The 25,060-nt window shown below is 72.1% G+C and carries 25 protein-coding genes; 13 read left to right on the top strand and 12 right to left on the bottom strand.

Annotated elements, in window-relative coordinates:
- Positions 1–9 precede the first annotated feature (9 nt).
- Positions 10–417: a nuclear transport factor 2 family protein gene (locus tag FR742_RS34240; RefSeq protein ID WP_148035442.1), complete on the top strand. Its 408-nt coding sequence runs from the start codon at positions 10–12 to the stop codon at positions 415–417.
- Positions 418–422: 5 nt separating this feature from the next.
- Here FR742_RS34240 and FR742_RS34235 read toward each other — a convergent pair whose 3' ends face one another.
- On the bottom strand, positions 423–776 hold the full coding sequence (locus tag FR742_RS34235) for a DUF488 domain-containing protein (RefSeq protein ID WP_261808945.1): 354 nt from the start codon (positions 774–776) through the stop codon (positions 423–425).
- 181 nt (positions 777–957) lie between these two features.
- Between FR742_RS34235 and FR742_RS34230 the strand changes: the two genes are divergently transcribed.
- The 3 genes from FR742_RS34230 (at position 958) to FR742_RS34220 (ending at position 5,322) form a co-directional block, all read left to right on the top strand.
- Complete coding sequence (locus tag FR742_RS34230; RefSeq protein ID WP_148035440.1) at positions 958–1,497, top strand: DoxX family membrane protein; 540 nt, start codon at positions 958–960, stop codon at positions 1,495–1,497.
- Between the two features lie 122 nt (positions 1,498–1,619).
- Positions 1,620–1,814, top strand: coding sequence for a CsbD family protein (locus tag FR742_RS34225; RefSeq protein ID WP_148035439.1), 195 nt, complete (start codon positions 1,620–1,622; stop codon positions 1,812–1,814).
- Between the two features lie 100 nt (positions 1,815–1,914).
- Positions 1,915–5,322 carry an AAA family ATPase gene (locus FR742_RS34220; protein WP_148035438.1) on the top strand — a complete coding sequence of 1,136 codons (3,408 nt, stop codon included), beginning with the start codon at positions 1,915–1,917 and terminating at the stop codon, positions 5,320–5,322.
- A 291-nt stretch (positions 5,323–5,613) separates the two neighbouring features.
- Here the strand turns inward: FR742_RS34220 and FR742_RS34215 are convergent, their stop codons facing one another.
- Positions 5,614–6,360, bottom strand: coding sequence for a GntR family transcriptional regulator (locus FR742_RS34215; protein ID WP_148035437.1), 747 nt, complete (start codon positions 6,358–6,360; stop codon positions 5,614–5,616).
- 55 nt (positions 6,361–6,415) lie between these two features.
- Positions 6,416–7,369, bottom strand: coding sequence for a MaoC family dehydratase (locus FR742_RS34210; protein ID WP_261808944.1), 954 nt, complete (start codon positions 7,367–7,369; stop codon positions 6,416–6,418).
- 136 nt (positions 7,370–7,505) lie between these two features.
- Between FR742_RS34210 and FR742_RS34205 the strand changes: the two genes are divergently transcribed.
- The 3 genes from FR742_RS34205 (at position 7,506) to FR742_RS34195 (ending at position 10,655) form a co-directional block, all read left to right on the top strand.
- On the top strand, positions 7,506–8,702 hold the full coding sequence (locus FR742_RS34205) for an acyl-CoA dehydrogenase family protein (RefSeq protein ID WP_148035436.1): 1,197 nt from the start codon (positions 7,506–7,508) through the stop codon (positions 8,700–8,702).
- A gap of 72 nt (positions 8,703–8,774) precedes the next feature.
- Positions 8,775–9,644, top strand: a complete 870-nt coding sequence (locus FR742_RS34200) for an amidohydrolase (protein ID WP_187281500.1) — start codon at positions 8,775–8,777, stop codon at positions 9,642–9,644.
- Between the two features lie 9 nt (positions 9,645–9,653).
- Positions 9,654–10,655, top strand: coding sequence for an LLM class flavin-dependent oxidoreductase (locus FR742_RS34195; protein WP_148035434.1), 1,002 nt, complete (start codon positions 9,654–9,656; stop codon positions 10,653–10,655).
- A gap of 50 nt (positions 10,656–10,705) precedes the next feature.
- Here FR742_RS34195 and FR742_RS34190 read toward each other — a convergent pair whose 3' ends face one another.
- From FR742_RS34190 to FR742_RS34165, 6 genes are read right to left on the bottom strand one after another with little or no spacing between them, the layout of a single operon-like run.
- Positions 10,706–11,164, bottom strand: coding sequence for a MaoC family dehydratase (locus FR742_RS34190; protein ID WP_148035433.1), 459 nt, complete (start codon positions 11,162–11,164; stop codon positions 10,706–10,708).
- Positions 11,164–11,919 carry a 3-oxoacyl-ACP reductase FabG gene (fabG, locus tag FR742_RS34185; protein ID WP_246639052.1) on the bottom strand — a complete coding sequence of 252 codons (756 nt, stop codon included), beginning with the start codon at positions 11,917–11,919 and terminating at the stop codon, positions 11,164–11,166. The genes FR742_RS34190 and fabG overlap by 1 nt, the downstream gene beginning before the upstream one ends.
- A gap of 43 nt (positions 11,920–11,962) precedes the next feature.
- On the bottom strand, positions 11,963–12,754 hold the full coding sequence (locus tag FR742_RS34180; RefSeq protein WP_148035432.1) for an enoyl-CoA hydratase/isomerase family protein: 792 nt from the start codon (positions 12,752–12,754) through the stop codon (positions 11,963–11,965).
- An 18-nt stretch (positions 12,755–12,772) separates the two neighbouring features.
- Positions 12,773–13,918 carry an acyl-CoA dehydrogenase family protein gene (locus tag FR742_RS34175; protein ID WP_148035431.1) on the bottom strand — a complete coding sequence of 382 codons (1,146 nt, stop codon included), beginning with the start codon at positions 13,916–13,918 and terminating at the stop codon, positions 12,773–12,775.
- Positions 13,915–15,117, bottom strand: coding sequence for a CaiB/BaiF CoA-transferase family protein (locus FR742_RS34170; protein WP_148035430.1), 1,203 nt, complete (start codon positions 15,115–15,117; stop codon positions 13,915–13,917). Before FR742_RS34170 ends, FR742_RS34175 begins: the two co-directional genes overlap by 4 nt.
- Complete coding sequence (locus FR742_RS34165) at positions 15,114–16,388, bottom strand: hypothetical protein (RefSeq protein ID WP_148035429.1); 1,275 nt, start codon at positions 16,386–16,388, stop codon at positions 15,114–15,116. The genes FR742_RS34170 and FR742_RS34165 overlap by 4 nt, the downstream gene beginning before the upstream one ends.
- Before the next feature lie 74 nt (positions 16,389–16,462).
- Between FR742_RS34165 and FR742_RS34160 the strand changes: the two genes are divergently transcribed.
- The 3 genes from FR742_RS34160 to FR742_RS34150 all read left to right on the top strand — a co-directional run bounded on the left by FR742_RS34160 (position 16,463) and on the right by FR742_RS34150 (position 19,237).
- Positions 16,463–17,305 carry an enoyl-CoA hydratase/isomerase family protein gene (locus FR742_RS34160; protein WP_148035428.1) on the top strand — a complete coding sequence of 281 codons (843 nt, stop codon included), beginning with the start codon at positions 16,463–16,465 and terminating at the stop codon, positions 17,303–17,305.
- The gene (locus FR742_RS34155) at positions 17,302–18,585 is read left to right on the top strand and encodes an acyl-CoA dehydrogenase family protein (protein WP_148035427.1); all 1,284 of its coding nucleotides are present in this window, start codon (positions 17,302–17,304) and stop codon (positions 18,583–18,585) included. The genes FR742_RS34160 and FR742_RS34155 overlap by 4 nt, the downstream gene beginning before the upstream one ends.
- Positions 18,586–18,676: 91 nt before the next feature.
- On the top strand, positions 18,677–19,237 hold the full coding sequence (locus FR742_RS34150) for a hypothetical protein (protein ID WP_148035426.1): 561 nt from the start codon (positions 18,677–18,679) through the stop codon (positions 19,235–19,237).
- Here the strand turns inward: FR742_RS34150 and FR742_RS34145 are convergent.
- Complete coding sequence (locus tag FR742_RS34145) at positions 19,196–20,338, bottom strand: RNA-guided endonuclease TnpB family protein (RefSeq protein ID WP_148035425.1); 1,143 nt, start codon at positions 20,336–20,338, stop codon at positions 19,196–19,198. The two genes, FR742_RS34150 and FR742_RS34145, sit on opposite strands and share 42 nt — an antisense overlap.
- A gap of 24 nt (positions 20,339–20,362) precedes the next feature.
- Here FR742_RS34145 and tnpA point away from each other — a divergent pair, with 24 nt between their 5' ends.
- Positions 20,363–20,791: an IS200/IS605 family transposase gene (tnpA, locus tag FR742_RS34140; RefSeq protein WP_148029126.1), complete on the top strand. Its 429-nt coding sequence runs from the start codon at positions 20,363–20,365 to the stop codon at positions 20,789–20,791.
- A 116-nt stretch (positions 20,792–20,907) separates the two neighbouring features.
- On the opposite strand, the gene FR742_RS34135 is transcribed toward tnpA, so the two are convergent.
- Positions 20,908–21,465, bottom strand: coding sequence for a TetR/AcrR family transcriptional regulator (locus FR742_RS34135; RefSeq protein ID WP_148035424.1), 558 nt, complete (start codon positions 21,463–21,465; stop codon positions 20,908–20,910).
- 53 nt (positions 21,466–21,518) lie between these two features.
- Here FR742_RS34135 and FR742_RS34130 point away from each other — a divergent pair, with 53 nt between their 5' ends.
- Together FR742_RS34130 and FR742_RS34125 are read left to right on the top strand one after the other, a co-directional pair.
- Entirely contained in the window at positions 21,519–22,667 is a 1,149-nt protein-coding gene (locus FR742_RS34130; protein ID WP_187281499.1) for an FAD-dependent monooxygenase, read from the top strand.
- 98 nt (positions 22,668–22,765) lie between these two features.
- Positions 22,766–24,313 (top strand): OmpA family protein, encoded by a 1,548-nt coding sequence (locus FR742_RS34125; RefSeq protein ID WP_148035422.1) that lies wholly within the window; start codon positions 22,766–22,768, stop codon positions 24,311–24,313.
- A gap of 49 nt (positions 24,314–24,362) precedes the next feature.
- Here FR742_RS34125 and FR742_RS34120 read toward each other — a convergent pair whose 3' ends face one another.
- Positions 24,363–25,022, bottom strand: coding sequence for a DUF4240 domain-containing protein (locus FR742_RS34120; protein ID WP_187281498.1), 660 nt, complete (start codon positions 25,020–25,022; stop codon positions 24,363–24,365).
- Positions 25,023–25,060 lie beyond the last annotated feature (38 nt).

The following is a 25,060-nucleotide window of genomic DNA, read 5'->3' as shown; positions in this document are numbered from 1 at the left end:
GGAGGAGCCATGCCCGACTGGGCCGCACTCAACACCCTCCTCGGTGACTTCGCCTGGGGTCTCGACACGAAGGACCCGGACGCGGTCCTGGCCTGCTACTGGCCGGGGGCGCGCTACAGCGTCCAGGCCGCCGACGGCACGCTCTACGGCCCCCACGAGGGTCACGACGCGATCCGGGCGCACTTCGGCGGGACGATCGGCCGGCAGACGGACACCCGGCGGCACGTGATCACCAATGTCCGCGTCGCCTCCGTCGCGGGCGCCGCCTCGACGGTCGCCGCCTACCTGACGCTCATGGTCACCGTCGACGGCGTGCTGCGGCCGAGGTGCACCGGGACCTACCGCTTCGTCGTCCGGGAGGAGGGCGGCGAGCTCAGGTTCGACGAGAGTTCCGTCACCCTCGACGGCGCTTTCTGACGCCTTCAGCCGGGGTGCTCCAGCAGGTAGTCGCGGAGCACCACGGCCTGGTTGTGCTCGGTGTCCTTGGCCGAGTAGAGCAGGGTCACCGGCCCTTCGGCGGCGGCGTCGAGCAGCGGGCGCAGCGACTCGCGGCCGGCGTCGAGCTCGGCCCGGTAGCGTACGGCGAACTCGGCGAACCGCTCGGGCCGGTGGCCGAACCACTGGCGCAGTTCCTTCGACGGCGCGGCGTCCCGCAGCCAGCCGTCGAGCCGCAGGTCGTCCTTGCGCACGCCGCGCGGCCACACCCGGTCCACCAGGAACACGGCGCCCTCGGCCGGCCGGTCTTCGTACACGCGCTGGATGGTGATGGATCCCACGTCTGCTCGCCTACCCTCTTCCGGCCAGGACACCACGCGGTGGCCGGGAGAAGGTAGGGGCGGACGGCGTACGGACGGGTGCCGAAGGTCCCATCGAGCCGGGGTCGTACGGCTCTGCCTGCGTGATCGCCGGTGCGGTGAACTGTAACCAGCAGCAGGCACCCCTGAAAGGACAGGAGCCATGGCCACCACGTACGACCGCCCCACGGCACGCAGGATCCCGGTGCAGATTCCCGAGGCGCACACCCGCCGCCCCGTCGACTACGTGTGGGCCATCGCCCGGATCGCACTGGGCTGGACCTTCCTGTGGGCCTTCCTCGACAAGACCTTCGGCCTGGGCTTCGCCACCACGGCCGAGAAGGCCTGGCTGGCGGGCGGCAGCCCGACCACCGGCTTCCTGAAGGGCACCGAGGAGAACGCGCTCGGCGGCTTCTTCACCGCACTCGCCGGCCACGCCTGGGTCGACTGGCTCTTCATGCTCGGACTCCTCGGCATCGGCCTCGCGCTCATGCTCGGCATCGGCACCCGCGTCGCGGCGGTCGCCGGCGGCCTGATGATGGTGATGATGTGGGCGGCGGCGCTGCCCCTGACCACCAACCCCTTCATGGACGAGCACCTCATCTACACGGTCGTCCTGGCCGGCCTGGCCATGGCCAACGCGGGCGAAACCCTCGGCCTCGGCAAGACGGCCATCGTCCAGCGGTACCCGATACTCAAGTGACCCCTTCCCCACCGGAGCCCGGTCCTCGTCAGAGGGCCGGGCTTCCGCCTTGACGTTTCCCGGTGGCGGCCTCGGATAGAGGAAGCCCGGAGTTCTTTCATCGAGAAGGATGGGGGCCGGCCATGGGCGCCGACGACAAGATTTCCAACAAGGCCGAAGAGATGAAGGGCCGTGCCAAGGAAGGCATGGGCCGCGCCACGGACGACGAGCGTCTTGAGGCGGAGGGCCGCGCCGACCAGAGCAAGAGCAAGGTCAAGCAGGCCGGTGAGAAGGCCAAGGACGCCGCCAGGCACGTCAAGGACGCGTTCAAGCACTGACCGCACGGCACTGAGGACACGCGGGCCGCCGCCGGATCGACCGGGGCGGCCCTGCCCATGACCGGATTCTGTCGGTGCGGCAGGCTACGTTGCCAGTGTCATGAACGGGACGGCACGCGATCTCATCGGCAGGGACCACCCCGCCGGGCTGCTGCGTGCCGAGATCGGCCGGGTGATCGACAGCCACGGGGGGCTGGTGCTGGTCACCGGCGAGGCCGGCATCGGCAAGACCACGCTCGTCAGCAGCGCGGCGGCGCAGGCCCGCGGCAGGGGAGCGCTGGTCGCGGCGGGCTCCTGCTGGGAGGCCGGCAGCGCGCCGGGCTACTGGCCGTGGGTGCAGGCGCTGCGCGCCCTGCGCCGCGCCGCCGGGCCCGAGCGGTGGGCGGAGGCCAGGCAGTCCGCCGGTGACGTGCTGGCCGTGCTGCTCGGCGAGGCCGCGGCGGGGGAGACGGCGCCCGACGGCTTCCAGGTCTACGACGCCGTCACCGACGCCCTGGTGGTGCTGGCGCAGCGGCAGCCGGTGGTCGTGGTCCTCGACGACCTCCACTTCGCCGACCCCGCCTCGCTGCGGCTGCTCGCGTTCGCGGCCCAGCAGACCTGGTTCGAGCGGCTGCTGCTGATCGGCACCTACCGCGACACCGAGGTCGAGGCCGCCGACCACCCGCTGCGCGAGCTGTTGTCACCGCTCGCGCTCAAGGCCACCACCATCACCCTCACCGGTCTCGACGCGGCCGGCGTGGCCGCGCTCATGACCCGCACCGTCGGCGCCGACCCGCCGCCCGACCTGGTCTCCGAGGTCCACGTCCGCACGGGCGGCAACCCGTTCTTCGTCGAGCAGACCGCCCGCCTGTGGCACAGCGGCGGCTCGGCCGGCGCCGTCCCCCCGGGCGTGCGCGACGCCCTGCTGCGGCGGCTCTCCCTGCTGCCCGAGCCCGTCTCGCGGCTGCTGCCGATCGCCGCCGTGCTCGGCAGGCGCTTCCCCCGGCAGCTGCTGGCCGCCGCCGCCCGGCAGCCGACCGCGCACGTCGACCGGCTCCTGGAGCTGGCGGTCGTCGCCAAGCTGGTGACCGCCGAAGGCGGCGGGGTCTTCGCCTTCGCCCACGACCTCGTCCGCGAGACCCTGTACGACTCGCTCGACGACCCGGGCGCCCTGCACGGCGCCGTCGTCGACGCCGTCGACCGCGACCCCGGCCTGGCCGCCCGGATGCTGCCGGGCCACCTGGCCCGCCACGCCCACCTGGCCGGTGACCGGGTCGACCCCGAGCGGGTGGTCGAGCTCCAGCTCGCCGCCGCCCGCGACGCCGGCCGCCGCATCGCGGCCGAGGAGCATCTCGGCCACCTGCGCCGTGCTCACCAGCTGAGCCGCGCCACCTCCCCCCGCACCCGCGCCAAGGCCGCGCTCAGCCTCGGCTTCGAGCTGTCCCACGTCGGCGAGCGCGAGACCGCGCGGCGGCTGTTCGGCGAGGCCTGGGCCATCGCCCGCGAGCTGGACGACCGCGAGCTGCTCACCCGCGTCGCGCTCACCTGGCTGCGCAAGTTCGGGCTGTCCGACGCGCTGCCGCACCTCCGCGAGGCGCACGCCGCGCTCGTCGGCGGCGCCGCGCCCGACGACCGGCTCGCGCTCGACCTCGTCTTCCACCTCGCGGCCCGGGCGCGCGCCGGCGGTGACGACGACGCGCTGGTCTTCAGCCTCTGGGCACACCACGACATCCTCAAGGGGCCCGACACCGCCGGAGAGCGGATGCGGCTGGTGGAGGAGCTGATCGGCCTGGCCCGGCGCACCGGCGACCCCGAGCTCGAACACTTCGCCTCCGCGCTGCGCTGGGTCGCCATGATCGAGCAGGGCGACCCGGGCTACCTCGACCGGTTCCACGAATACCAGGCTCTGGGGCGGCGCAGCGAGCTGCCCAGCGTCGACCTCAACACCGCCGTCGACGCCAGCATCGTCGCCGCGCTCGGCGGCCGCCTGGCCGAGGCGGAGAAGCTGCTGGCCGAGGTGCGCGACAGCGACGCCAGGAAACACCCCCACTACATCGATATGCTCCTCCACCACCAGTGGTCGATCCTGTCGCTGCAGGGCAGGTTCGGCGAGCAGGAGGAGGTCGTCCGGCTGCTCCGGGGCAGCGGCCACCTCTGCCCCGGCCTGCTGGAAGGCCTGACCGCGCTCCACACCGGCGACCTCGACACGGCGCTGCGCCGGCTGGCCGAGGGCGAGCCGCGCAACCGCATCGCCCAGCCGCTGTGGCTGCGCTTCCTGGCGGAGACGGCGGCCGCGGCCCACGACCCCGACCTGTGCGCGCGGGCCCGCGCCGCGCTGGAGCCGCACCGCGGGCGGTGGGCGGTCTCGCTCATGGGCTGGGACGTCAGCGGGCCGTTCGACCTGTGGCTGGCGCTCATCGACGCGGCCGACGAGCGCTGGGACGAGGCGATCGCCGGCTTCACCGCTGCCCACCGGTCGGCCGACCGCATGCGCGCCCGCCCGTGGTCGGTGCTGGCCCGCGTCCACCTGGCTGACGCTCTCTTGTCCCGCGCCGCCCCGGGCGACCTCCCCGCGGCCCGCGCCCTCCTGGAACACGCCGGTAAGGAGGCTACGACCCTGGGCATGCGCCACCTGACGGCCCGCGTCCGTGACCTCCTCCCGGACACCACCCCTGCTTCCCCGGCACCGCCGGGCACCGACGAATCCGACGGCCTGGGCCGGTCGGGGGATACCGGTGAAGTGATGGGCGCGGGTCAATCCGGGGGTGCCGGTGAAGACACGGGCGCGGGTCTGTCTGGGAACGCCGGTTCGGTGCTGGGCGGGCACTCGTCGAGGAGTGCCCGTTCGCGGGCGGGGCCGTCCGGGGGCTCGGGTGTGGGTCCTTCGGTGGGTGCACGCCCTGTGGCTGGGGTCGGGCCGGGTGATGCGGGTGTCGGGTTCGACGGTGCGTACGGTGCGGCGGGCGCGGGCCCAGGAGGTGGCGGTCCGAGGTTCAGCAGGGAGGGGTCCGTCTGGTCGCTGGTGTTCGCCGGGCGGGCGGTGCACGTGCCCGACGCGAAAGGGCTGCGCGACCTGCACACGCTGCTGGGCAGCCCGGGGACCGACATGCCGGCCGTACGGTTGCTCGATCCGGAGGGCGGCGAGCTGGTGGTGGCCGCACGGCGGATGGGCGGCGACGACGTCCTCGACGAGGAGGCCAAGGCCCGTTACCGGCACCACCTGACCCTGCTGGACGAGGAGATCGACCGCGCGACCGAGCTGGGCGACGACCGGCGGGCCGCCGAGCTCGACGGCGAGCGCGCGGCCCTGCTGGAGGAGCTGCGCCGCGCGGCCGGCCTCGGCGGGCGCTCCCGCCGCCTGGGCGACGAGGCCGAACGCGCCCGCAAAACGGTCACCGCCCGCATCCGCGACGTGCTGCGCAAGCTCGACCGCGCCCACCCCGAGCTGGCCGCCCACCTCCGCGCCACGGTCTCCACCGGCTCCACCTGCCGCTACCAGCCCGACACCCCCATCACCTGGCGCCTGTGACGACGCGGCGCTCAGCTGACGCTGCGGTGCAGGTGGGTGGGGCAGGACCCCGGCACCCGCGCCTGTGACACTGCGGCGCTCAGCTGACGCTGCGGTGCAGGTGGGTGGGGTAGAACCCGGCACCCACGCCCGTAATACTGCGGCGGTCAGATGATGCTGTGGTGCAGGTGGGTGGGGTAGGACCTCGACACCCCCTCTCACTTGGCGTCTGTGACGCGGTGGTTAGGTGACGCTGTGGCGTAGCTGGACTGGGATAGGACCCGAATACCCGCGCCTGTGATGCTGTGGGGGTCAGGTGATGCTGCGGCGGAGGTGGGTGCGGTAGGAGTAGTGCTCCGGGAGGAAGTGGCTGATCGCCAGCTCGACCGGGGTGCCTTCGGTGTCGTGGTAGAGGCGGTCGATCCGCAGGAGTGGGTGGCCGGGGGCGCAGCCGAGGTGGCGGGCCGTGGCCGGGTCGGCGGCGGCGACGGTGATGCTCTGGTCGGCCTCCGCGATGGGCGCGGCGAGCCGGGTGTCGAGCAGCCCGATGACGGTGAACGCGCTGGTGGCCCCCTCGGCCGCCAGCTCCGGCACGTCCCGTAGCAGTCCGCCCACGTGCGGCGGCAGGAACACGGTGGTGAGGCAGAACGGCACCGCGTCGTGCAGCCGCCGGAACGCCAGGCTGCTCACGGCGTCGCTGGCCAGCCGGAGCCGGCCGGCCGCCGCCACGTCCACGCGCCGGTGCAGCGGCACGGTGATGTCCATCCGCGTGTCCACCGACAGCGCCATGAGGTCCTCGACCGAGCCGAACTGCCGCAGGTAGGTGCCTTCGCGCGAACTGGCGAACGTGCCGCGCCCGGGGACCCTGTAGACCAGGCCCTCGGCGACCAGGTCCTGGAACGCGCGTCGTACCGTCTGCCTGCTCACCCCGTGACGTTCGGCGAGCTCGGCCTCGGTGGGGAGCCGCCGCCCGTCCGCGTAGCGGCCCGACAGGATGTCGCCGCGGACCTCGCGGGCGAGCGCGCTGTAGCTGCTCTCCCTGCGCCCGGTGCTCGCCATCGCCCGACCTCCCGTCGACCCCGCGGCAGCCTACCGGCCCGCGCCGGCTTTCCGATCACGCGAGCACCGCCGCGAAACGCCAGTCGAGGACGTCGGTGGAGCGGTTGGCGCGGACCCGCGAGCGCAGGTGCGCGAGCGTGCCGGACGGCAGCGGGTCCAGCCGTTCGACCTCGACGGTGCTGGTGAGCGTGTCGTTCTCGCGCACCGGGCCGAGGTGGTCGCAGCCGTGCCAGCCGACGACGGTGACCAGCGAGGGCAGCGCCCGCACGGCCTGGTGGAGCGCGATCCCGATGGTGTGCCCGCCGTAGACGAGGCGCTCGCCCGCCGCCGCGTCGTGGTGCACCTTGGCGACGTTGAGCGTGAGCCGGGCCAGCTCGGGGGCCGACGAGACCACGTCGCCGCCCGCCACCTCGAACACGTCGCCGGCGCTCAACGCCCCGCCCTGGGGGTGGGCGGACAGGTCCCAGCCGGCCGTCACCGCGGCCAGCTCGTCGTGCCCCGGCGCGGCGCCGACGGCCGACAGGTCCTCGGCGTGGCCGGTGTCGAGGTCGCCGTCGCGCAGCGGCAGCATCGCGCACCGCCAGAAGTCGAGGACCGGGCGGCCCTCCTGGTCGGTGGTGCTGATCCGGAGGGCGGCCAGCCCGGTCGGCGCGCGGCCGGGGCGTCGCGAGTTCTGCCGCAGCCCGGCCACCTCGGTCACCGTCGTGAGCGTGTCGCCGATCGCGGGCGCCCGCCGGAACACCACGCCTCGGTAGAACAGGTTGGCCACCACGGTGTGGGTGGCGACCGTGGACTGGCCGATGGCGACGTCCCAGACCAGGTGGGGCGCGGCGAGGGCCGCGCCGGCGACCCGGCGCGACAGGCCGTGGTCGAGCGCCAGCGGCAGCCGGCAGCCGACGATCGCCTGGTGGGCCGCCGCCAGCCCTTCGGTGAGCGTGATGGCCGGGGCGCCGTCGAACCGCATCCCGGCGCGCAGGTCCTCGAAGTACGGGCCGTCCACGATCGCCACCGGCTGTCTCCTGCTCTCGTGCGGAAATATACGGCCAAATCAAAACCGGCCCGCCGCGTGGCTGTCAACCCGCCCTTGTGACGCGTACCGGGCATGTGTCATAAATATGGCCGTACAAATCGACGAGGAGGTACGCATGGGACGGCTCGCGCAGACCGACGGACTCACCGACGTGCAGCGGGAGATTCTCCGCACGGTCAGGGAGTTCGCGGACAAGGAGATCCTGCCCGTGGCCCAGCGTCTCGAGCGCGAGGACGCGTACCCGCAGGAGATCGTCGAAGGCATGCGCGAGATGGGGCTGTTCGGGCTGACCATCCCCGAGGAGTACGGGGGGCTGGGCGAGTCGCTGCTGACCTACGCCCTGGCCGTGGAGGAGATCGCCCGGGGCTGGATGAGCGTGTCGGGCATCGTCAACACCCACTTCATCGTCGCGTACATGATCATGAAGCACGGCACCGAGGAGCAGCGGCGGCACTACCTGCCGCGGATGGCCACCGGCGAGGTGCGCGGCGCGTTCTCGATGTCGGAGCCCGGCTGCGGGTCGGACGTCTCGGCGATCACGACGAGGGCCGCGCGCGACGGCGACGGCTACGTGATCGACGGTCAGAAGATGTGGCTCACCAACGGCGGCACGGCCAACCTGGTCGCGGTGCTGGTGAAGACGGACGAGGGCGCGGACTCGGTCTATCGGAACATGACCACGTTCCTGGTCGAGAAGGAGCCGGGATACGGCGAGGTCGAGCCGGGGCTGACCATCCCCGGCAAGATCTCGAAGATGGGTTACAAGGGCGTCGACACCACCGAAATGGTCTTCGACGGCTACCGCGCCCCCGCCTCGCAGGTGCTGGGCGGGACCCCCGGGCGCGGCTTCTACCAGATGATGGACGGCGTCGAGGTCGGCCGGGTGAACGTCGCCGCCCGCGGCTGCGGGGTCGCGCTGCGCGCCTTCGAACTGGCGGTCCGCTACGCGCAGGAGCGCCGGACGTTCGGCAAGCGGATCGCCGAGCACCAGGCGGTGCAGTTCAGGCTCGCCGACATGGCCACCAAGGTCGAGGCCGCGCACCAGATGATGGTCATGGCCGCGCGCAAGAAGGACGCCGGGCAGCGCAACGACCTGGAGGCGGGGATGGCGAAGTATCTCGCCTCCGAATACTGCCGGGACGTCGTGGAGGAGTCCTTCCGCATCCACGGCGGCTACGCCTACTCCACCGAGTACGAGATCGAGCGCCTCTACCGGGAGGCCCCGATGCTGCTCATCGGCGAGGGCACGGCGGACATCCAGCGCATGATCATCGGCCGCCGGCTGCTGGAGGAGTACGGGCTGCCCGGCTGACGTCGTGGACAGGGGCCCAGCTGAGACGGTATCTTAGCTATTGTTGTAATGATTCAAGTGAGGTGGCCCCCGGTGCGCTTCGTTGACAGCCACATGCACCTGTGGCATCTGACCGAGCACAAGTGGTATCCCGCCCTCGACCCGCCCGAGGACTCCGACGACTTCGGCATCGGCGACATGGCCGGCCTGCGGCGCGACTACCTGCCCGAGCACTACCTGGCCGACGCCGCGGGCTCCGGCCTCGACGTGGTCAAGGCCGTGCACGTCTCGGCCGTCACGGCCCCCGGCACCCACCTGGACGAGGCCCGCTGGCTCGACCGGGTCGCCACCGAACACGGCCTGGTCGGCGCCGTCATCGGCGCCGTCGAGCCAGGCGCGGACGCCGAGACCGTCGCCGCCGACCTCGCCGAGCAGGCCAAGAGCCCGCTGTTCAGGGGCATCAGGGTGCTGTACGGGTTCGACCCGGCCGACCCGGTCACCCGGCGGCTGGCCGAGCTGCTCGACGCCGGCGGCCACGTCTTCGACGTCGTCATCCACCCCGGCGAGGTCGACGGCTGGTTGCCGCTGCTGCGCGACTTCCCCGGCCTCGCCGTCGTGCTGGAGCACGCTGGCTGGCCCGACGGCGGCGACCCCGACCAGTTCACCGCCTGGCGCGACGGCCTGACCCGGCTCGCCTCGCTCGCCAACGTCGACTGCAAGATCTCCGGCCTGCCCATGAGCCTGCACACGCTCGACGCCGGGACCCTGCGCCCGTGGATCCAGGCCTGCCTGGAGGTCTTCGGCGTCGACCGCTCCTTCTTCGGCAGCAACTTCCCCGTCGACTCGCTCTTCGGCGGCTACGACCGGGTCGCCGAGGCCTACCTGGGCGCCACCGGCGACTTGACCGCCGCCGAGCGCGACCGGGTGTTCGCCGCCAACGCCGAGCGCCGCTACCGGATCTGAGGAGAGACCGTGCACGTCGGATTCACCATGGACATGCGCAACCCGCACGGGCGGCCGTGGCGCGACCACTGGGAGGACTGCCTCCACCTCATGTGCGAGGCCGAGGCCATGGGCTTCGACTACGTCATGGTGCAGGAGCACTTCTTCCAGCCGGACGGGTACGCGCCGTCCGTGCCGATCTTCCTCACCATGCTGGCGGAGCGCACCAGGACCATCAGGATCGGCTCGTACGTCTACATCCTCCCGCTGCACCACGCGGCCATGCTGGCGCAGGAGACGGCGGTCCTCGACCACGTGTCCGAGGGCCGGCTGGACGTGACGGTCGGCTCCGGGCACAGCGCCGCCGAGTACCACGCGCTCGGCTACTCGCCCAAGACCAGGCCGTCCCGCATGCAGGAGGGCCTGGAGGTGCTCAAGCTGGCCTGGACCCAGCGGCCCTTCAGCTACAGCGGCCGCTACTACGACCTCAAGGACGTCACCGTCGCCCCCGCGCCGCTGCAGCAGCCGCACCCGCCGCTCTGGGTGGCCGCCACCGCGCCGCCCGCCGCCCGCCGCGCCGGCAGGATGGGCGCCAACCTGCACGGCGCCTCCGTGGACCCCGAGTTCCACCAGGCCTACTTCGAGGGCCTGGCCGAGGCCGGCGTCGAGCGCGACCAGGTGCGGGTGTCGAACCCGTGGGCGATCACCGTCACCGACGAGAACCCCGACGCCGTCTGGGAGCGCCGCAAGGACCTCATCTTCGAGCGCTGGGACTTCTACCGGCGCATCCGCGACGAGATGGGCGACCCCGACCTGCGGTACGGCCTCGCGCCGACCCCCGAGGCCTACCGCGACTACGAGATCATCGGCGACGCCGACACCGTGATCGGGACGCTGGAAGGCCTGGTCAAGGGCCTGCCGCTGACCGACATCGTGCACTCCGGCCCGGCGGGCGGCACGCCGCCCGAGGAGGCGTACGAGGACCTCAAGCGGTTCGCCGACCGCGTGCTGCCGACGCTCAAGAGCTGGTAGCCGACGCCCGCCCCCTCCGGTTACTGCGCTCCGGAGGGGGCGGCCCCTTTTCAGCCCTGCGGGTAGTAGAGCGAGATCGTCTCGGCCACGCAGGCAGGTTTCGTCCCGCCCTCGATCTCCATCGTCGAGCCCAGCACGGCCATGACGCCGCCGTTGGACTCCTTGGCCTCCCGCAGCTCGGTGGTGACCCGCACCCGCGAGCCGACCGGCACCGGGCTGGGGAAGCGCACCTTGTTCAGCCCGTAGTTGACCGACATCCGCAGGCCCTCGATCCGGTAGATCGTGCCGACCAGGACCGGCAGCAGCGACAGCGACAGGTAGCCGTGCGCGATCGTGGTGCCGAAGGGCCCCTCGGCGGCTCGTACCGGATCGACGTGGATCCACTGGTGGTCGCCGGTGGCGTCGGCGAACGTGCCGACCCGCTCCTGACCGATCTCCAGCCAGTCACTGGTGCCGAGCGTCCGCCCGGCCTGCGCGGTGAACTCGGCGAGGCTCTCGAAGACGCGCATCACATGTGCCTCCCGCCGGCGACCTCCACCGTGATGCCGGTGATGAACGACGAGAGGTCGGAGGCCAGGAAGAGCGCGGCGTTGGCGATGTCCTCCGGCTCGCCGATGCGACCCAGCGGGATGTTGTCGAGCATCTTCTGCAGCGCCTCGGGCGGCATGCCGGCGGTCATGGCCGTACGGATCGGGCCGGGCTGGATGGCGTTGACCCGGATCTGGTGGCGGGCGAGCTCGCGGGCGGAGGCCTTGGTGAGGCCGATCATGCCGGCCTTGGCGGAGCTGTAGTTCGTCTGCCCGAAGTTTCCGGCTTTTCCGGAAATGGAGGAGATGTTGATGATGGCGCCGCGCCGCTGCTCCCGCATGATCCGCGCCGCGGCCCGGGTGCCCAGCCAGGCCCCGGTCAGGTGGACGTCCACCACCTTCTTGAAGTCCTCCAGCGTCATCTTCGGCATCGTGGCGTCACGGGTGATGCCGGCGTTGTTGACCATGACGTCCAGCGACCCGAAGGCGTTCTTGCACGCGTCGGCCAGCGCCTCGACGGCCGCCTCGTCGGTCACGTCGCACGGCACCGCGACCGCCTTCAGGCCCTGGGCCTCCAGGTCGGCGGCCGCCTGCTTGGCACCCTCCGCGTTGACGTCGCTGACCACCACGGACGCGCCGTTGCGGGCCAGGACCGTCGCGATCGCCAGGCCGATGCCCTGCGCCGAGCCGGTGACCACGGCCGCGCGGCCTTCGAGCAGGTTCATCTCCATACCCATCCTCTTCTCTCTTTCAGCCCAGCGGGTCGATCGTGCTCGTGCTTCACTCAGCCCAGCGGGGTTCGCGCTTCTCGACGAAGGCGAGGGGGCCCTCGCTCTGGTCATGATGCCCCCACATGCCCACGAGGTGCTGGGTGCCCACCTTGCAGGCGTCCGTCAGCCCCAGCTCCAGCGCCGCCCACAGGGCCTTCTTGGTGGCGGCCATCGCGGCGGGGGAGTTGCGTGCGACCTTCTCGGCCAGCTCCTGCGCGGCCTCGCGCAGTTGCTCCGGCGGGTCCACGACCTGGCTGACCAGGCCCAGTTCGAGGGCGCGCTGGGCGGACATCCGCTCGTGCGACCCGACCAGCGCCATCCGCATCACCGCCTCGAACGGGATCTTCTTGGCCAGCCCGATCATCTCGATGGCGGTCACCTGGCCGACGCTCACGTGCGGGTCGAAGAACGTGGCGTCGGACGCGGCGATCACGATGTCGGCGTCGGCCACGAAGTGCAGCCCGCCGCCGGCGCAGATGCCGTTCACGGCGGCGATGACCGGCTTGGAGACGTTCTGGTGCCAGGAGGTGAAGTGCAGGTCGAAGTTCATCAGGCTGTCCTGGTAGCGCTGCATGCCCACACCGTCACCGGCTATCTCCGCGAGGTCCGCCCCCGTCTGGAAGGCGCGGCCCTCGCCGGTGTGCACGATCACCCGGACCGACGGGTCCCGGTCCAGCTCCAGCCAGGCCTCGGCCAGCTCGTCGCGCATCGCGTTGTTCATCGCGTTCAGCACGCCGGGGCGGGCGTTGATGAGCCAGCCGACGCGGCCGTGCCGTTCCACCTTGATGGTCTCGTACGTCATGCTCGTGTCCCTCTCGTGTCAGACGACCTCGCGCTCGAGCATCCCGGCGAGCGCGGTCACGTGCTCGCCGGCCTCCCCGAGCAGGTGAGCGCTCGTACGCGCCCGCTTGAAGTAGAGGTGGGCGTCATGCTCCCAGGTGAAGCCGACGCCGCCGTGCAGCTGGATCGTCTGGGCGGTGACCCAGGACGCGGCCTTGCCCGCCATGAGCGCGGCCACCCGCGAGTCCCTTGCGAGCGCCGGGCCCTCCGAGCGGGTCGCCGTGTAGACGGCGGAGCGCGCGGACTCGACCTTGATCAGCGCGTCGGCGAGCCGCTCCTTGATGACCTGGAACGAGCCGATCGGGCGGGCGAACTGGATGCGCGTCTTCGCGTACTCGACCGTCATGTCCAGGCACCGCTGCGCGACCCCGGTCTGCTCGGCCGCGAGCAACGCCCGCGACACGTCGGCGGCCCCGGCCAGCTCGCTTGCGCACCCGACCGGTCCGACGAGCACGGCCGGCGTGCCGTCGAACTTCACCCGCGCCATCTTCCTGGTCAGATCCAGCGTGACCAGCGACTCCACGCCCACCCCCGGATGCGCGTCGCGCCCGTCCGGGCCCCCCGCTGGAGCCGTGGCGCGCTCGACCGCGAACACGGCTGGTCCGTCGGGTGTGTTCGCGACGACCAGCAGCAGGTCCGCCGTGGCGCCGTCGACGACGTGGGTCTTGGCGCCGTCGAGCCGCCAGCCGTCGCCGTCGCGGCGGGCGGTGGTGCGGATCGCCTCGACGTCCCAGCGGGCGCCGGCCTCGGCCAGCGCGACGGTGGCGGTCAGGTCGCCGCTCGCGATGCGCGGCCCGTACGCGTCGAGCGCGGCGTCGTCGCCGAGCGCGAGCAGCAGCGGCACGGCCAGCACCGACGTGCCGAACAGCGGCGAGCAGGCCAGCCAGGCGCCGCACTCCTCGGCGGCCACGGCGAACTCCGCCGCACCGAGCCCGCTGCCGCCACACCGCTCAGGCAGCATCAGACCGGGCAGGTCGAGCTGCACCAGGGCACGCCAGGTGGCCTCGTCGTGCCCGCTACCGGTCAGCATCGCCGCCCTGACCTGGGCCGAGGTGCTGACCTGCGACAGCGCGCCCCGCACGCTCTCGCGGAACTCCTCAAGGTCCTCTTCGGAGGTAACGGTCACGGCCTCTCCTCACTCGTCCGGACGGCGCCCTCGGCGCGCAGCTTCGCGATGGCCGCCGCGTCGTACCCCAGCTCCCGCAGCACCGCCTCGGTGTGCTCGCCCAGACCCGGGACCGGGCCGGCGGGGGGTTGCCAGGCCGCGGTCACCGGAGGGGGGAGCGGGGCGGAGACCGGGCCGGCGGGGGCGGGCACGGTCAGCCAGCGGTCGCGGGCCACGAGCTGGGGGTGGTCGACGACGGCGGCCAGGTCGTTGACGAGCCCGCAGCCGATCCCGGCCGCGTGCAGGGCGGCCACGGCGCGGTCGGCGTCCATGGCCCCGATGGCGTCCGCCACCAGCCCGTCGATGACGTCGCGGTGCGCGACGCGCGCCTGGTTGGTCGCGTACCGGGGGTCGTCTGCCAGCTCCGGCCGCCCCAGCACCGACGCGGCCAGCTTGGCCCACTCGCGGTCGTTCTGCACGCTCACCGTGACCAGCCGCCCGTCGGCCGCCCGGTAGGCGTCGTACGGCGCGATGGCCGGATGGCTCATCCCCGGGGCGAGGGCGGGTTGGGTGCCGTGCCTGCGCACCACCAGCGGGTACCCCATCCAGTCGGCCATCGCGTCCAGCATGGACACCTCCAGCACGCACCCCTCGCCGGTGGCGGAACGCCGCAGCAGCGCCGCCAGCACGCTGGAGAAGGCGAACATGCCCGCCGCGATGTCGGCCACCGAGATGCCCGGCTTGACCGGCTCCTCCGGGCTGCCGGTGATCGCCGTCAGCCCGGACTCCGCCTGTACCAGCAGGTCGTACGCCTTGCGCCCGTCATAGGGCCCGCCGGTGCCGTACCCGGAGATCTCACACACCACCAGCCGCGGGTGGACGGCGCGCAGCGACGCGCCGTCCAGCCCCAGCCGGGCGGCCGCCCCCGGCACCAGGTTGTGCGTGAACACGTCGGCCCTGGCCAGCAGCTCACCGACGACCCGCCGGCCCCCGGGCGTCTTGACGTCCAGGGCCAGCGACTCCTTGTTCCTGTTGGCCCAGGCGAAGTGCGCCCCGGTGCCGTTGGCGTGGGTGTCGAAGGCGCGGGCGAAGTCGCCGCCGTCGGGCCGCTCCACCTTGATCACCCGCGCGCCCAGGTCGGCGAGCTGGCGGGTGGCGTACGGGGCGGACACGGCCTGCTCCATCGAGACGACCAGCACGCCGTCGAGCGGCCTGGTCATGTCCGGGAGAAGTGCCGGATCGCGGCCTGCAGGGTGCCGTCGAGCGTGGTCGCGCCGCCCATCGGCTCGGGCAGGGCGACGGGGCCGTGCTCGCGGCTCGGCAGCAGGATGGTGGCGGTGGCCGGCGCGGTGACCTCGCCGCGCTGGTTGGTGGCGGCCAGCTCCAGGTCCACGGCCGGGTGGACGCCGTTGCCGTCCTCCATGAGGTGCTTGCGCACCACCTTGCCGGTGATCCACTGGGCGTCGCCGACGTAGTTGAACTTGCGGAACTCCACCCGGATCCGCCACAGCCAGGCGTCGTCGCCCATCCAGTCGGTGCAGGCGTGGATCATCCACGTCTCGCGCATCCGCCCGTAGTCGAAGGTGGTCGGGTTGCCGGAGCGCCGGGCGAACTCGGGGTCCCAGTGGACCCGCTGCATCGCGTCCCACACGCCCAGGTCGTCGCGGTGGTAGAAGCGCGGGATGCGCTGCCGGTTGCGGTGGCCCAGCCGCAGCGGCGCGACCCCGTACACGCCCATCCCCATGCCGGTGTGCCAGCAGACCATGTCCGTCACCGTCAGCGGGCCCTTGACCAGCGGGGCGATCTCCTCGCCCTCCTCGACGTCCTCGAACCAGCGCGGCTGCGCGCCGCGCGCCCGCTCGGCGGCGTACTGGGCGTCGATCTCGGCGATCTTCTCCTCGGTCCACGGCTCGATCGCGACGTCGTCGTACTTCTTGCGCTTGCGCGCCTCGTCACGCTCGGTACGGATCATCAGCCGGTACTGGCCGGCCAGCGGGGTGCCGTCGGCGGTGGCGAAGACGTTGGCGTTCCACTCGTGCACGGCGCGGCCGCTGAACTCGCTGGGCTTGTCGAGCACCCCCACGAGCGCGTTGCGCCGGTGCACGGCCCGGCCTTCGTAGAGCGGGTTCCACCACTCGCGCTCGCAGGCCGAGTAGAAGGCGTGCACGCCGCGCAGCGGGTCGCCCCTGACCTCGTCCTGCCGGGCCAGGTCGGCCTCGGTGAGCACGTCCTCGCCGATCAGGCTGTCGCCGCCGACCAGCGGGAACGGGGCGATGGGCTGCCCCCAGCGGGAGCGGGCGGCGTGGTCGGGGTCGCACCACAGCGGGTTGTCGTCGCCGTACGCGCGGGCCACGATCCGGAACGCGTCGGTGCCCGGACGCAGGTAGTGGGGCGGGACGGGGTTGGGCTGGGGGATGCCGATGCGTGCCCGCAGCGCCTCCACCCCCTCGTCCGTGATCCGGGGGCGGGTCTTCTCTTCCGTCGGAGCCATGTAACCTGTCCGCCTTCTCTCGCCTTTTCTTTGCTATCTTATATATAACTATGGCAGAGGGAACAGGGGGTCGGATGGCGTACGAGACGCTGGCGGTCGAGCGCCGCGGCCCGGTCGGCTGGCTGGAGTTCGACCGGCCGCGGGCGGGCAACGCCATGGACGCCGTGATGATGGCCGAGCTGCCGCTCGCCTGGCGCGAGCTGGACGCCGACGACGACGTACGCTGCATCGTCGTCACCGGCCGCGGCCGTGCCTTCCAGACGGGGCTCGACATGGCCGCGCTCGCCCGCGATCCCGCCAGCCTGCGCGAGTCGAGCCGCCGCACCCGTGCCGGGGAGCTGGAGCTGACCGGCTGGCATCTCGGCGTCCGCACCCCTGTGGTGGCCGCGGTCAACGGCGTCTGCGCGGGCGGCGGGCTGCACTTCGTGGTCGACGCCGACATCGTCCTGGCCTCCGCTTCCGCCACCTTCCTCGACCCGCACGTCAGCGTCGGCCAGGTCAGCGCCTGGGAGGCGATCGGCCTGGTGCGCCGGATCTCCGCCACGGCCGCCGCCCGGCTCGCGCTGATCGGCGTCCACGAGCGGCTCGACGCGGCGCGCGCGTACCAGCTCGGCCTGGTCGGCGAGGTCGTCGAGCCCGACGCCCTGCGCGACGCGGCCCAGCGGGTCGCCGAGACCGTGGCCGCCGCCGACCCCGCGCACGCCCGCGCGCTCAAGCAGGCCCTCTGGCGCGCCCAGGAACTCGGCCGCACCGCCGCCCGCACGGAGGCCCACGTGGAGGCCGCCCGCGCGGAGGCCCACGTGGAGGCCGCCCGCACGCAGGCTCGCCCGGAGGCCGCCCGCGCGGAGGCAGGGCCTTCTGACGCCATTCGCTCTCAGGGCGCGAGCCCTCACGCTGACGGGGAGATCCACCCATGACCGCACTGCCCACCGGCCCGGACGTCACCCCAGGCGAGGCCGTGGAGGCCGCCCGTGCCTGGATCGCGGCCCACCTGCCCACCGCCTGGCGCGAGGCCGGCGAGCAGGGCGGCCCGCGCGCCGTGCGCACTGTCCGGACGCGCGAGGAGTACCGCGCGTGGTACCCCGAGCTCGGCGCGTCCGGACTGGTCGCGGCCACCTGGGAGGTCGACTACGGCGGTCTCGGCTGGTCGCGCAGGGCCGCCGTGGCCGCCGACGAGGCGCTGCGCCCCTACCACCTGCCCCGGCTCAACCCGCTCGGCCTCAACCTGGCGGCCCCCGCCCTGTTCGCCCACGGCACGGAGGAACAAAGGCGGCGCTTCCTCAAGCCGATCACCAGGGCCGAGGAGATCTGGTGCCAGCTCTTCAGCGAGCCAGGCTCCGGCAGTGACCTCGCCTCCCTCTCCACCAGGGCCGAGCTCGACGGCGACACCTGGGTCGTGCACGGCCAGAAGGTGTGGACCACCTGGGCCGACCAGGCCGACTACGCGGTGCTGCTCGCCCGTACCGACCCCGACGCCCCCAAGCACCAGGGCATCACCTACTTCCTCCTGGCCATGCGCCAGCCCGGCGTCGAGGTGCGGCCGCTGCCGCACATCGGCGGCGAGGCCGAGTTCTTCGAGGTGTTCTTCGACGGCGCCCGCGTCCCCGACGCGCACCGGCTCGGCGACCCCGGCAACGGCTGGCGGGTCGCCCAGGCCACGCTCGCCGGCGAGCGCCAGATGGTGTCGGGCGGCGGCTCCGTCGGCGTCGACCGCATCGGCGGCGTCAGCGCCTCGCACCTCGTCCGCCTGGCCCGCCGCCGCACCGAGTCCGGTCTCCCGGGCGGCTGGGACGACCCGCTGGTCCGCGCCCGCATCGTCGAGCTGTGGTGCGAGGAACAGGTCCGCACCTGGACCAACCGCCGCGTCCGCGCCCGTCAGGCCGGCAACCTGCCCCCCGGCCCGGAGAGCTCGATCGGCAAGGTCCACGGCACCGACCTCAACCAGCGCATCCAGGAGACGGCCGCCACCCTGTCCGGCGAGGACGCCATCGCCTGGCCCGGCACGGCGTCGTCCCCCGCCGAGTACTGGGCCTCGATGCCCGCCGAGACCCGGGGGATGCTCCGCAGCCGCGCCAACACCATCGAGGGCGGCACCACCGAGGTCAACAAGAACGTCATCGCCGAACGCGTGCTCGGCCTCCCCAAGGACTTCGACCCGTACCGCGGCAAGCCCTGGCGCGACCTGCCCCGCAGCTGACCCGCGCCGCCCAGCCGACGGGAGTGGACATCCTGCCGCCCGGCAGGCTGAATGGTGGTCAGGGCAACGCATACGTGGCGAAAGGTGCGGGATGCGGCGCGAACAGGGAGCGGCGGCAACCGTCGAGCCGGTGCGGGCGCTGACCGCGCTGCTGGCCAAGGAGTTCCACTTCACCCAGGCCGACCTGGAGGAGAACCAGCTCGGCCGCCTGTCACGCCGGCAGCGCCGCCGCCTGGTCCGCCGGATCGTCTACCACGCCCTGGTGTGGACCGCCGGCGGACTGATCGCCCTGACCGTGTTCGCGCTGCCGACGGTGCTCTTCTTCGTCCGCCTGGTGCGTGGCGAGCTCGAGACGTCCACCATGGAGACGGAGGGAGGTCTGTTCCCTGGCGTGGTGTTCGCGGTGATCGTCCTCTTCATCCTGGCCGTGGGCCCGTTCGACAGCCGGATGGCGGAGTTCGTCCACGTGCTGCGCGACCCGGCCCCGGTGAAGCACGCGATCGGCGAGATGTCCCGTGAGGGCGAGAACACCCATGTCGTCAGCTTCTCGGCCGTGAACGACCGAGCTTGCAGTTCCTCGCCGTCGATGGCTTCGACGGTCCGGTCCGCGTCAGGCAGCGTGACTCACTGCCCAGCCCGTCTCACCGCGTGAGGCGATGTTCCGGGCTGCGTTGACGTCGGCATGCTCAGCGAAGCCGCACGACGTACATGAGAAGGTTTCCTGGTCGCGCCGGTTGTTCTTGTCCACGTGCCCGCAGGCCGAGCACTGCCGGCTGGTGTAGGACGGGTCGACGTGGATGACGGCGACCCCGGCCCGGGCCGCCTTGTAGGAGATGAAGCTCCCGAGTTGGTGGAAGCTCCACGCATGCAGCGTGACCCGCTGGGGCTTGCGAAGCCGTACCCGCTCGCGGATGCCCTGGAGGTCTTCCAGGGCGATCCCTTGTCCGGTGCGTTCTGCCTCGGTCACGATCTGCTTGGCGATGACATGATTGGTGTTGGCCGCGAACCGCGCCTCGGCCCGGCGCCGCTTTTTCAGCAGCCGCTTGGCCGATTTGGTGCCCTTGGCCTGCAACCGGCGTCGCAGCTCGCGCCGCCGGTGGCGGACCGCGTTCAGTCTCTTGCCGCAATGCCGGGTGCCGGTGCTGGTAGTGGCGATGTTGGCGATGCCCAGGTCCACCCCCAGAAAGCCGTCCGGCAGACTCACCGGCCGGTCGGGAAGGTCGCAGGTCGCGATCAGGAACCACACGCCGTCCCTGCAGACCAGGTCGGACTCGCCCTTCCGGTAGGCCGACAGGGTCTTGAGCTGCTCGGCGGAGGCAGTGAACGTCAGGTCTTTCAGCCTCCCGACAACCGTCCAGATCGACACCGTCCGCGCGTCGATCTGCCAGGACAAACATCGGTCATCGAAGGGCTGAGCGGCGTCGGGCCGGAAGGCGATCGGCTTGGATTCGGCTTTGAGGCGTCGCGCTGAGCCCGGCTTGCCCAGGTTCCCGGCCCGCAGGTTGGCGTGCAGGACGGCGTAGGCGTCGGCGACCTTTTTGATGACGTGCTGAGCGGCCTGGGCGGCCAGCCCGTAGTGGTCTTTGATGCTCGTGTAGGCGTGCTTGCGCAGGTCGTAGTTGCGGAAGACCCGCTGATCGTAGGCCAGCGTAGAGACCTGGCAGGCGGCTGCGTTGACCGCGCGCAGGGTCGCCTCCAGCGCCGCCGCCTGCTCGGGCGTCGGCAGGAGTCGCACCTGCACCACCAGCTTCATATCGAACACACTAACATTTGGTCTATGTCACCGCGATGGGAACCCAATCCCGATATCCGGCGTGGGCGCACAGTCGTCTACGCCCTGCATGCCCATTTGGTCTTCACACCCAAATATCGGCGTGGAGTGTTCACCGACGAACTTCTGCGCCGCTGTGAAGAAATCATGATCGAGGTATGCGACAGCTTCGGCGCCGAACTGGTCGAGTTCAACGGCGAGCATGACCATGTCCACTTGCTGGTTCACTACCCGCCCAAGGTCGCGCTCTCCACCTTGGTCAACTCTCTCAAAGGCGTCTCGGCCCGGCTGCTGCGGAAGGAGTACAGCGCTCATGTCCGCCGCTATCTCTGGGGCGGCCACTTCTGGTCGCCCAGCTACTTCGCCGCCTCCTGCGGAGGCGCACCCCTGTCGATCATCAAGGAGTACATCGAGAATCAGAAGCGACCGGGCTGAGCCGCTCACGCGAAGCCGGCCGTCACGGCACCGCTCGGGCCTGAGGGCCCTCCCGCGCTGTCGTTTCCTCCCAGGCGTAAACGCCCGGGGTTCCACGCCAGATCCTGCTGAATGGCTCAGGCGCAGCCGTCCACGATGACCCGCACCAGGTCGCGTACCAGATCTCTGTTGACGTTCTCGGGCGGTGCGGTGACGAGGGTGAACAGGGCGCCCCCGTAAAGGGCGATCATCGCGGGGATCTTCTCGCGCGGGATGGTGAGGCCGAGCCGGTCGTGCTGCCCGGCGGTGATCTGTGAGGCCGTGTCGTGAAGGCCGGTGAGCGCCTGGGCCAGGGCCGGTCGCCGGGCGGCCTCCAGCTGGAGCTCGAAGATCGCCAGGTAGCGGGTGCGCAGGGTGGTCGCCGCGGCGAACAGCGATTCGGTCAGGAGGTCGACCAGGGGAGCGGGCCGCCCGACGGCCCGGCCGGTGTCGGCGTGATGCAGCTCGGCGACGCGTTCGGCCGCGGCCACCAGCAGCGCCTCCCGGCTGCGGAAGTAGTTGGAGGCCGTGCCCGGCGGGAGATCCGCCGCCTTCTCCACCGCGCGATGGGTCAGCCCGTGCACCCCCGACGACGCGAGCAACTCGATGGCGGCATCGGTCAGGGCCCGGCGACGGGCCGGATTGGCGGGCGGCATGCGGCCATGTTACCAATAGTCGTACTAGTACGATCGTAGTGAATGGAGGGCGCGTGAGGATCGCGGTGGTCGGCGCGGGGCTGGGCGGGGTGGCGGTCGCGGTGGGGCTGCACCGTGCGGGACACGAGGTGACACTCCTCGAACGGGGCGCCGCACTGCGCGAGAAGGGCACCGGGATCGCGATCATGCCCAACGGGCTGCGCGCACTCGACGCGCTGGGGCTGGCCGAGGACGTCCGCGGGCGGCACACGGAAGCCTTCGCCGGAGGGCTGCGTGACTGGCGCGGCCGGCCGCTGCTCGTCACCGACGTGATCCAGGCACAGCAGGAGGTCGGCGCGGTCGTCATCGTCGAGCGGGCGGAGCTCCACCAGGCGCTGCGCGCCCCGCTGCCCGCCGACCTGGTGCGCACCGCGACCCCGGTCGACCGTCTGGAGATCGGCGACTCCGAGGTGGCCGTGATCAGCGGGGGCCGCGCCGTCGCCGAAGCGGACGTCGTGGTCGCGGCCGACGGCATCGCCGGCGAGCTGCGCGCCCAGCTGTTCCCCCGCCACCCCGGTCTGCGCCGCACCGGCCGGCTGGACCTGCGCGGCATGCTGCCCCGCCCCGGCGACCTCACGCCGGACCTGCTCGCCTGCCAGCTGGTCGACCGCCGCAGCGGGGCGATGTTCGGCCTGTTCCCCGTCGGCGAGGACCGGCTCTACTGGTTCACCGACACCGCTCTGCGCGGCGCGCCGCCCGGCCCTGAGGAGGCGCGCGGGCAGATGCTGTCCCTGATGGCCGACTGGCACCCGCTGGTCACCAGGCTGATCGAGGACACGCCGCCCTCGGACATCCACGTCGATCCGATCGCCGGCCTGGCCGAACCTCTGCCCTCGTACGTGTCCGGCAGGGTAGCGCTGCTCGGCGACGCCGCGCACGGCATGCCACCCGATCTCGGCCAGGGCGCAAGCCAGGCGTTCCAGGACGCCGCCGCGCTCACCCGCCACCTCACCGGCGCCGAGCCGGCGGACGCCGCCGAGCGGCTGCTGCGCTACGACGCCGAGCGCCGGCCCAGCGCCAACCGCGTCATGCGGGGCGCGTTCCGGCAGTCACGGCTGACCTCGCGGACGGGCGTCACCGCGTGGCTCCGCGACGCGCTCCTGCGCGCGATACCGTCCCGCCTGGCCACCCGGCAGCTCGCGGCCCTCTGGCACGCCGAGTGAGCGCTGATCCGCCCGCATCGCGGACGAGTCTGCTTAAATCCTGACTCGGACGGGATGCCGTTGTTCGAAGTCCTATCAACGGTCGGGCGGACGAGGGGATGACCATGCCGTTATGGCGCGCGGGCCGTAGGACCACGATCACGGCGAGCGCGCTGGCGGTCGTCGCGCTGCTGGCCGGGTGCGCCGCGCAGCCGCCTGCCAGCGCACCTGAGCCGTCGGCGCCGGCCGCGTCCCCGACCGCCCCCGAAGGGCCAGCCGCGCTGGCGACGCTGCGGGTCGGCGGCGAGGGGGACGGATCCGGTACGGGCCGGATCGACGTGGTCTCGCTGGAACGGACGACCCCCGACACGGTCACCGCACGGCTGCGGATCAGCGCCGAGCGCGGCGAGGTCGATCTGGGCCAGTTCGGTCCCCCGGCGATCGCCGGCACCGTGGCCTACAACTACACCGCGTCCTCGGCGGGATTCTTCCTCCTCGACGAGCCACGGTTGTCGGTGTATCTGGCGATGAAGCGCGACAAGGAGGAGATGGGCGCGGCCTGCCTCTGCACCCAGCTGTCGGGGAAGGTGACGGTGACCTCCGAGCCCGCCCAGGCCTGGATCGTCTACCGGGTGCCCGCGGAGACCACCAGCGTCGCGGTGGGCCTGCTCGCCGCCGGTGTCACGGCCCCGTTGCCGATCGGCCCGCGCGGACAGGCCGCCGCGCCGGACGAGCCCGGCCCCGCCGCCATCGCCGCGGCCTTCCCCAACACCCGAGGTCTGGCCACCCACCTCAGCGGCGCCGCCGAGAAGGTCTCCGAGACCTCCGACAGAGTGGAGATCGCCCTCGACACCGACGTGCTGTTCGCCTTCGACAAGGCGAGCCTGACCTCCGAGGCGCGGGCCACGCTGCGCGGCACCGCCGAACGGATCCGCAGCCAGGCCGCCGGGACCGTGCGGATCGTCGGGCACACCGACGACGTCGGCGACGACACGTACAACCTGGGGCTTTCGCGCCGCCGCGCCGAAGCGGTGGAGCGGGCGCTCCGCGCCTCGGGAGCCGACGGCGACCTGACCTTCGAGGTCGAGGGCAAGGGCGAGCGCGAGCCGAAGGAGCAGGGCGGCTCGGAGGCGGCACGCGCCGCCAACCGCCGGGTCGAGGTGAGCTATCCGCGATCGGCCCCCACCGCGCAGGCCACCCCGTCCGTCCCGAAGCCGGAGGAGGGCCCGTCCGTGCCGGCCACCACCGGGGCGACGGCCGCCGGGCTGCGGGGCATGGAGGGCGTCACCGCGGACCTGGTGGAGCTGCGCCGGCTGAGCCCCACCACTCTGATCGCCACGTTCGACTTCCGCAACGAGAGCTCGCGCGAGATCACGATGCAGGACGCCGCCATGGACGAGGACACCCGGAGGTCCACCGGCACCACCAACATCGCGGCCTTCGAGTTCTTCTGGCTCTCGCTCGCCGACACCGACGACAACCGCTATCACGTGCTGCGCACGTCCGGTCCGCCCGCTCACCACTGCCTGTGCAGCCAGCTCGGCAAGCTGCCGCAGGGCGGGCGGGTCAGGACGTTCGCCCTGATGACCTCGCCACCGCCGGACGTGCGGACGGTGGACATCGAGCTGTTCGCCTTCGAGCCGATGCGCGACGTCCCCATCACCTGAGGAGCCGCTGTCGGCGGGCACGTGGCTGGATCGCCGTGGGCGTTCTCCGTCAGCCGCCGTGGTACTGATACGCGGTCCTCGGCAGCCGCCGGACGAACTCGGCCGGGTCCTCGAAGTCCCACGCCTCGCCCTCGGGTTCCTCCTCGTAGCCGCAGAAGGGGAACCTCGGCTCGACCCCGCGATCCCGGAACCCTTCCATGTAGCTGTTGTCGGAGCCGCCGGCCTCGTCGTACGCCTGATGCGCCACGTACCCCAGAAGCTCGAACTCCGGCCACTCCTCGTCCGGCCATTTCTGCAGCCTCGTGCACGTCTGCCGGTCCAGCCGGAACCCTCCGTCCCGCGACCAGCTCGTCCGCTCGTGACTGTACGTCCGCGTCAACCACCGGAGCCGCTGGACGTGCGGCAACTCGACGATCTTGTCAGGACACTCGACGAGTTCCTCGTACGCGTCCCGCCCGAAACTGATCAGCCACTGGACGAAGTACTCGAACCCGTTGTACGACCCGAACCCGGTGATGGACGAGCACACCACGTACACGTCCCAGGTGCAGGCGCGGTTCTCCGCCCGGGTGTGCCAGGCGTCGTAGTCGAGGATCTCCTCCACCGATAACTCCGAGAGCCGCTCGACGAGCCACCCTGCCCGATCCTCCTTGGTACGGGTCTCGCGCCCCGAACGCTCGACCAGCCCCCAGTATTCGTCGACATCCATCACCGGATCATGGCAGACACGGCTGGGGCTTCCATGTC

Origin of the sequence: Nonomuraea sp. C10 (assembly GCF_008017515.1) — a bacterium.
Classification (GTDB): domain Bacteria; phylum Actinomycetota; class Actinomycetes; order Streptosporangiales; family Streptosporangiaceae; genus Nonomuraea; species Nonomuraea ferruginea.
This window is presented reverse-complemented; position numbering and strand designations above follow the sequence as displayed.

What these genes read in the sequence shown, in the direction of transcription:
- FR742_RS34120 (WP_187281498.1), bottom strand. Translation starts at nt 25,022, where the DNA reads ATGGATGTCGACGAATACTGGGGGCTGGTCGAGCGTTCGGGGCGCGAG.
- FR742_RS34170 (WP_148035430.1), bottom strand. Translation starts at nt 15,117, where the DNA reads ATGACCAGGCCGCTCGACGGCGTGCTGGTCGTCTCGATGGAGCAGGCC.
- FR742_RS34165 (WP_148035429.1), bottom strand. Translation starts at nt 16,388, where the DNA reads ATGGCTCCGACGGAAGAGAAGACCCGCCCCCGGATCACGGACGAGGGG.
- FR742_RS34160 (WP_148035428.1), top strand. Translation starts at nt 16,463, where the DNA reads ATGGCGTACGAGACGCTGGCGGTCGAGCGCCGCGGCCCGGTCGGCTGG.
- FR742_RS34145 (WP_148035425.1), bottom strand. Translation starts at nt 20,338, where the DNA reads ATGAAGCTGGTGGTGCAGGTGCGACTCCTGCCGACGCCCGAGCAGGCG.
- FR742_RS34205 (WP_148035436.1), top strand. Translation starts at nt 7,506, where the DNA reads ATGGGACGGCTCGCGCAGACCGACGGACTCACCGACGTGCAGCGGGAG.
- FR742_RS34190 (WP_148035433.1), bottom strand. Translation starts at nt 11,164, where the DNA reads ATGCGCGTCTTCGAGAGCCTCGCCGAGTTCACCGCGCAGGCCGGGCGG.
- FR742_RS34125 (WP_148035422.1), top strand. Translation starts at nt 22,766, where the DNA reads ATGACCATGCCGTTATGGCGCGCGGGCCGTAGGACCACGATCACGGCG.
- FR742_RS34215 (WP_148035437.1), bottom strand. Translation starts at nt 6,360, where the DNA reads ATGGCGAGCACCGGGCGCAGGGAGAGCAGCTACAGCGCGCTCGCCCGC.
- FR742_RS34240 (WP_148035442.1), top strand. Translation starts at nt 10, where the DNA reads ATGCCCGACTGGGCCGCACTCAACACCCTCCTCGGTGACTTCGCCTGG.
- tnpA (WP_148029126.1), top strand. Translation starts at nt 20,363, where the DNA reads ATGTCACCGCGATGGGAACCCAATCCCGATATCCGGCGTGGGCGCACA.
- FR742_RS34135 (WP_148035424.1), bottom strand. Translation starts at nt 21,465, where the DNA reads ATGCCGCCCGCCAATCCGGCCCGTCGCCGGGCCCTGACCGATGCCGCC.
- FR742_RS34150 (WP_148035426.1), top strand. Translation starts at nt 18,677, where the DNA reads ATGCGGCGCGAACAGGGAGCGGCGGCAACCGTCGAGCCGGTGCGGGCG.
- FR742_RS34180 (WP_148035432.1), bottom strand. Translation starts at nt 12,754, where the DNA reads ATGACGTACGAGACCATCAAGGTGGAACGGCACGGCCGCGTCGGCTGG.
- FR742_RS34155 (WP_148035427.1), top strand. Translation starts at nt 17,302, where the DNA reads ATGACCGCACTGCCCACCGGCCCGGACGTCACCCCAGGCGAGGCCGTG.
- fabG (WP_246639052.1), bottom strand. Translation starts at nt 11,919, where the DNA reads ATGGGTATGGAGATGAACCTGCTCGAAGGCCGCGCGGCCGTGGTCACC.
- FR742_RS34225 (WP_148035439.1), top strand. Translation starts at nt 1,620, where the DNA reads ATGGGCGCCGACGACAAGATTTCCAACAAGGCCGAAGAGATGAAGGGC.
- FR742_RS34220 (WP_148035438.1), top strand. Translation starts at nt 1,915, where the DNA reads ATGAACGGGACGGCACGCGATCTCATCGGCAGGGACCACCCCGCCGGG.
- FR742_RS34230 (WP_148035440.1), top strand. Translation starts at nt 958, where the DNA reads ATGGCCACCACGTACGACCGCCCCACGGCACGCAGGATCCCGGTGCAG.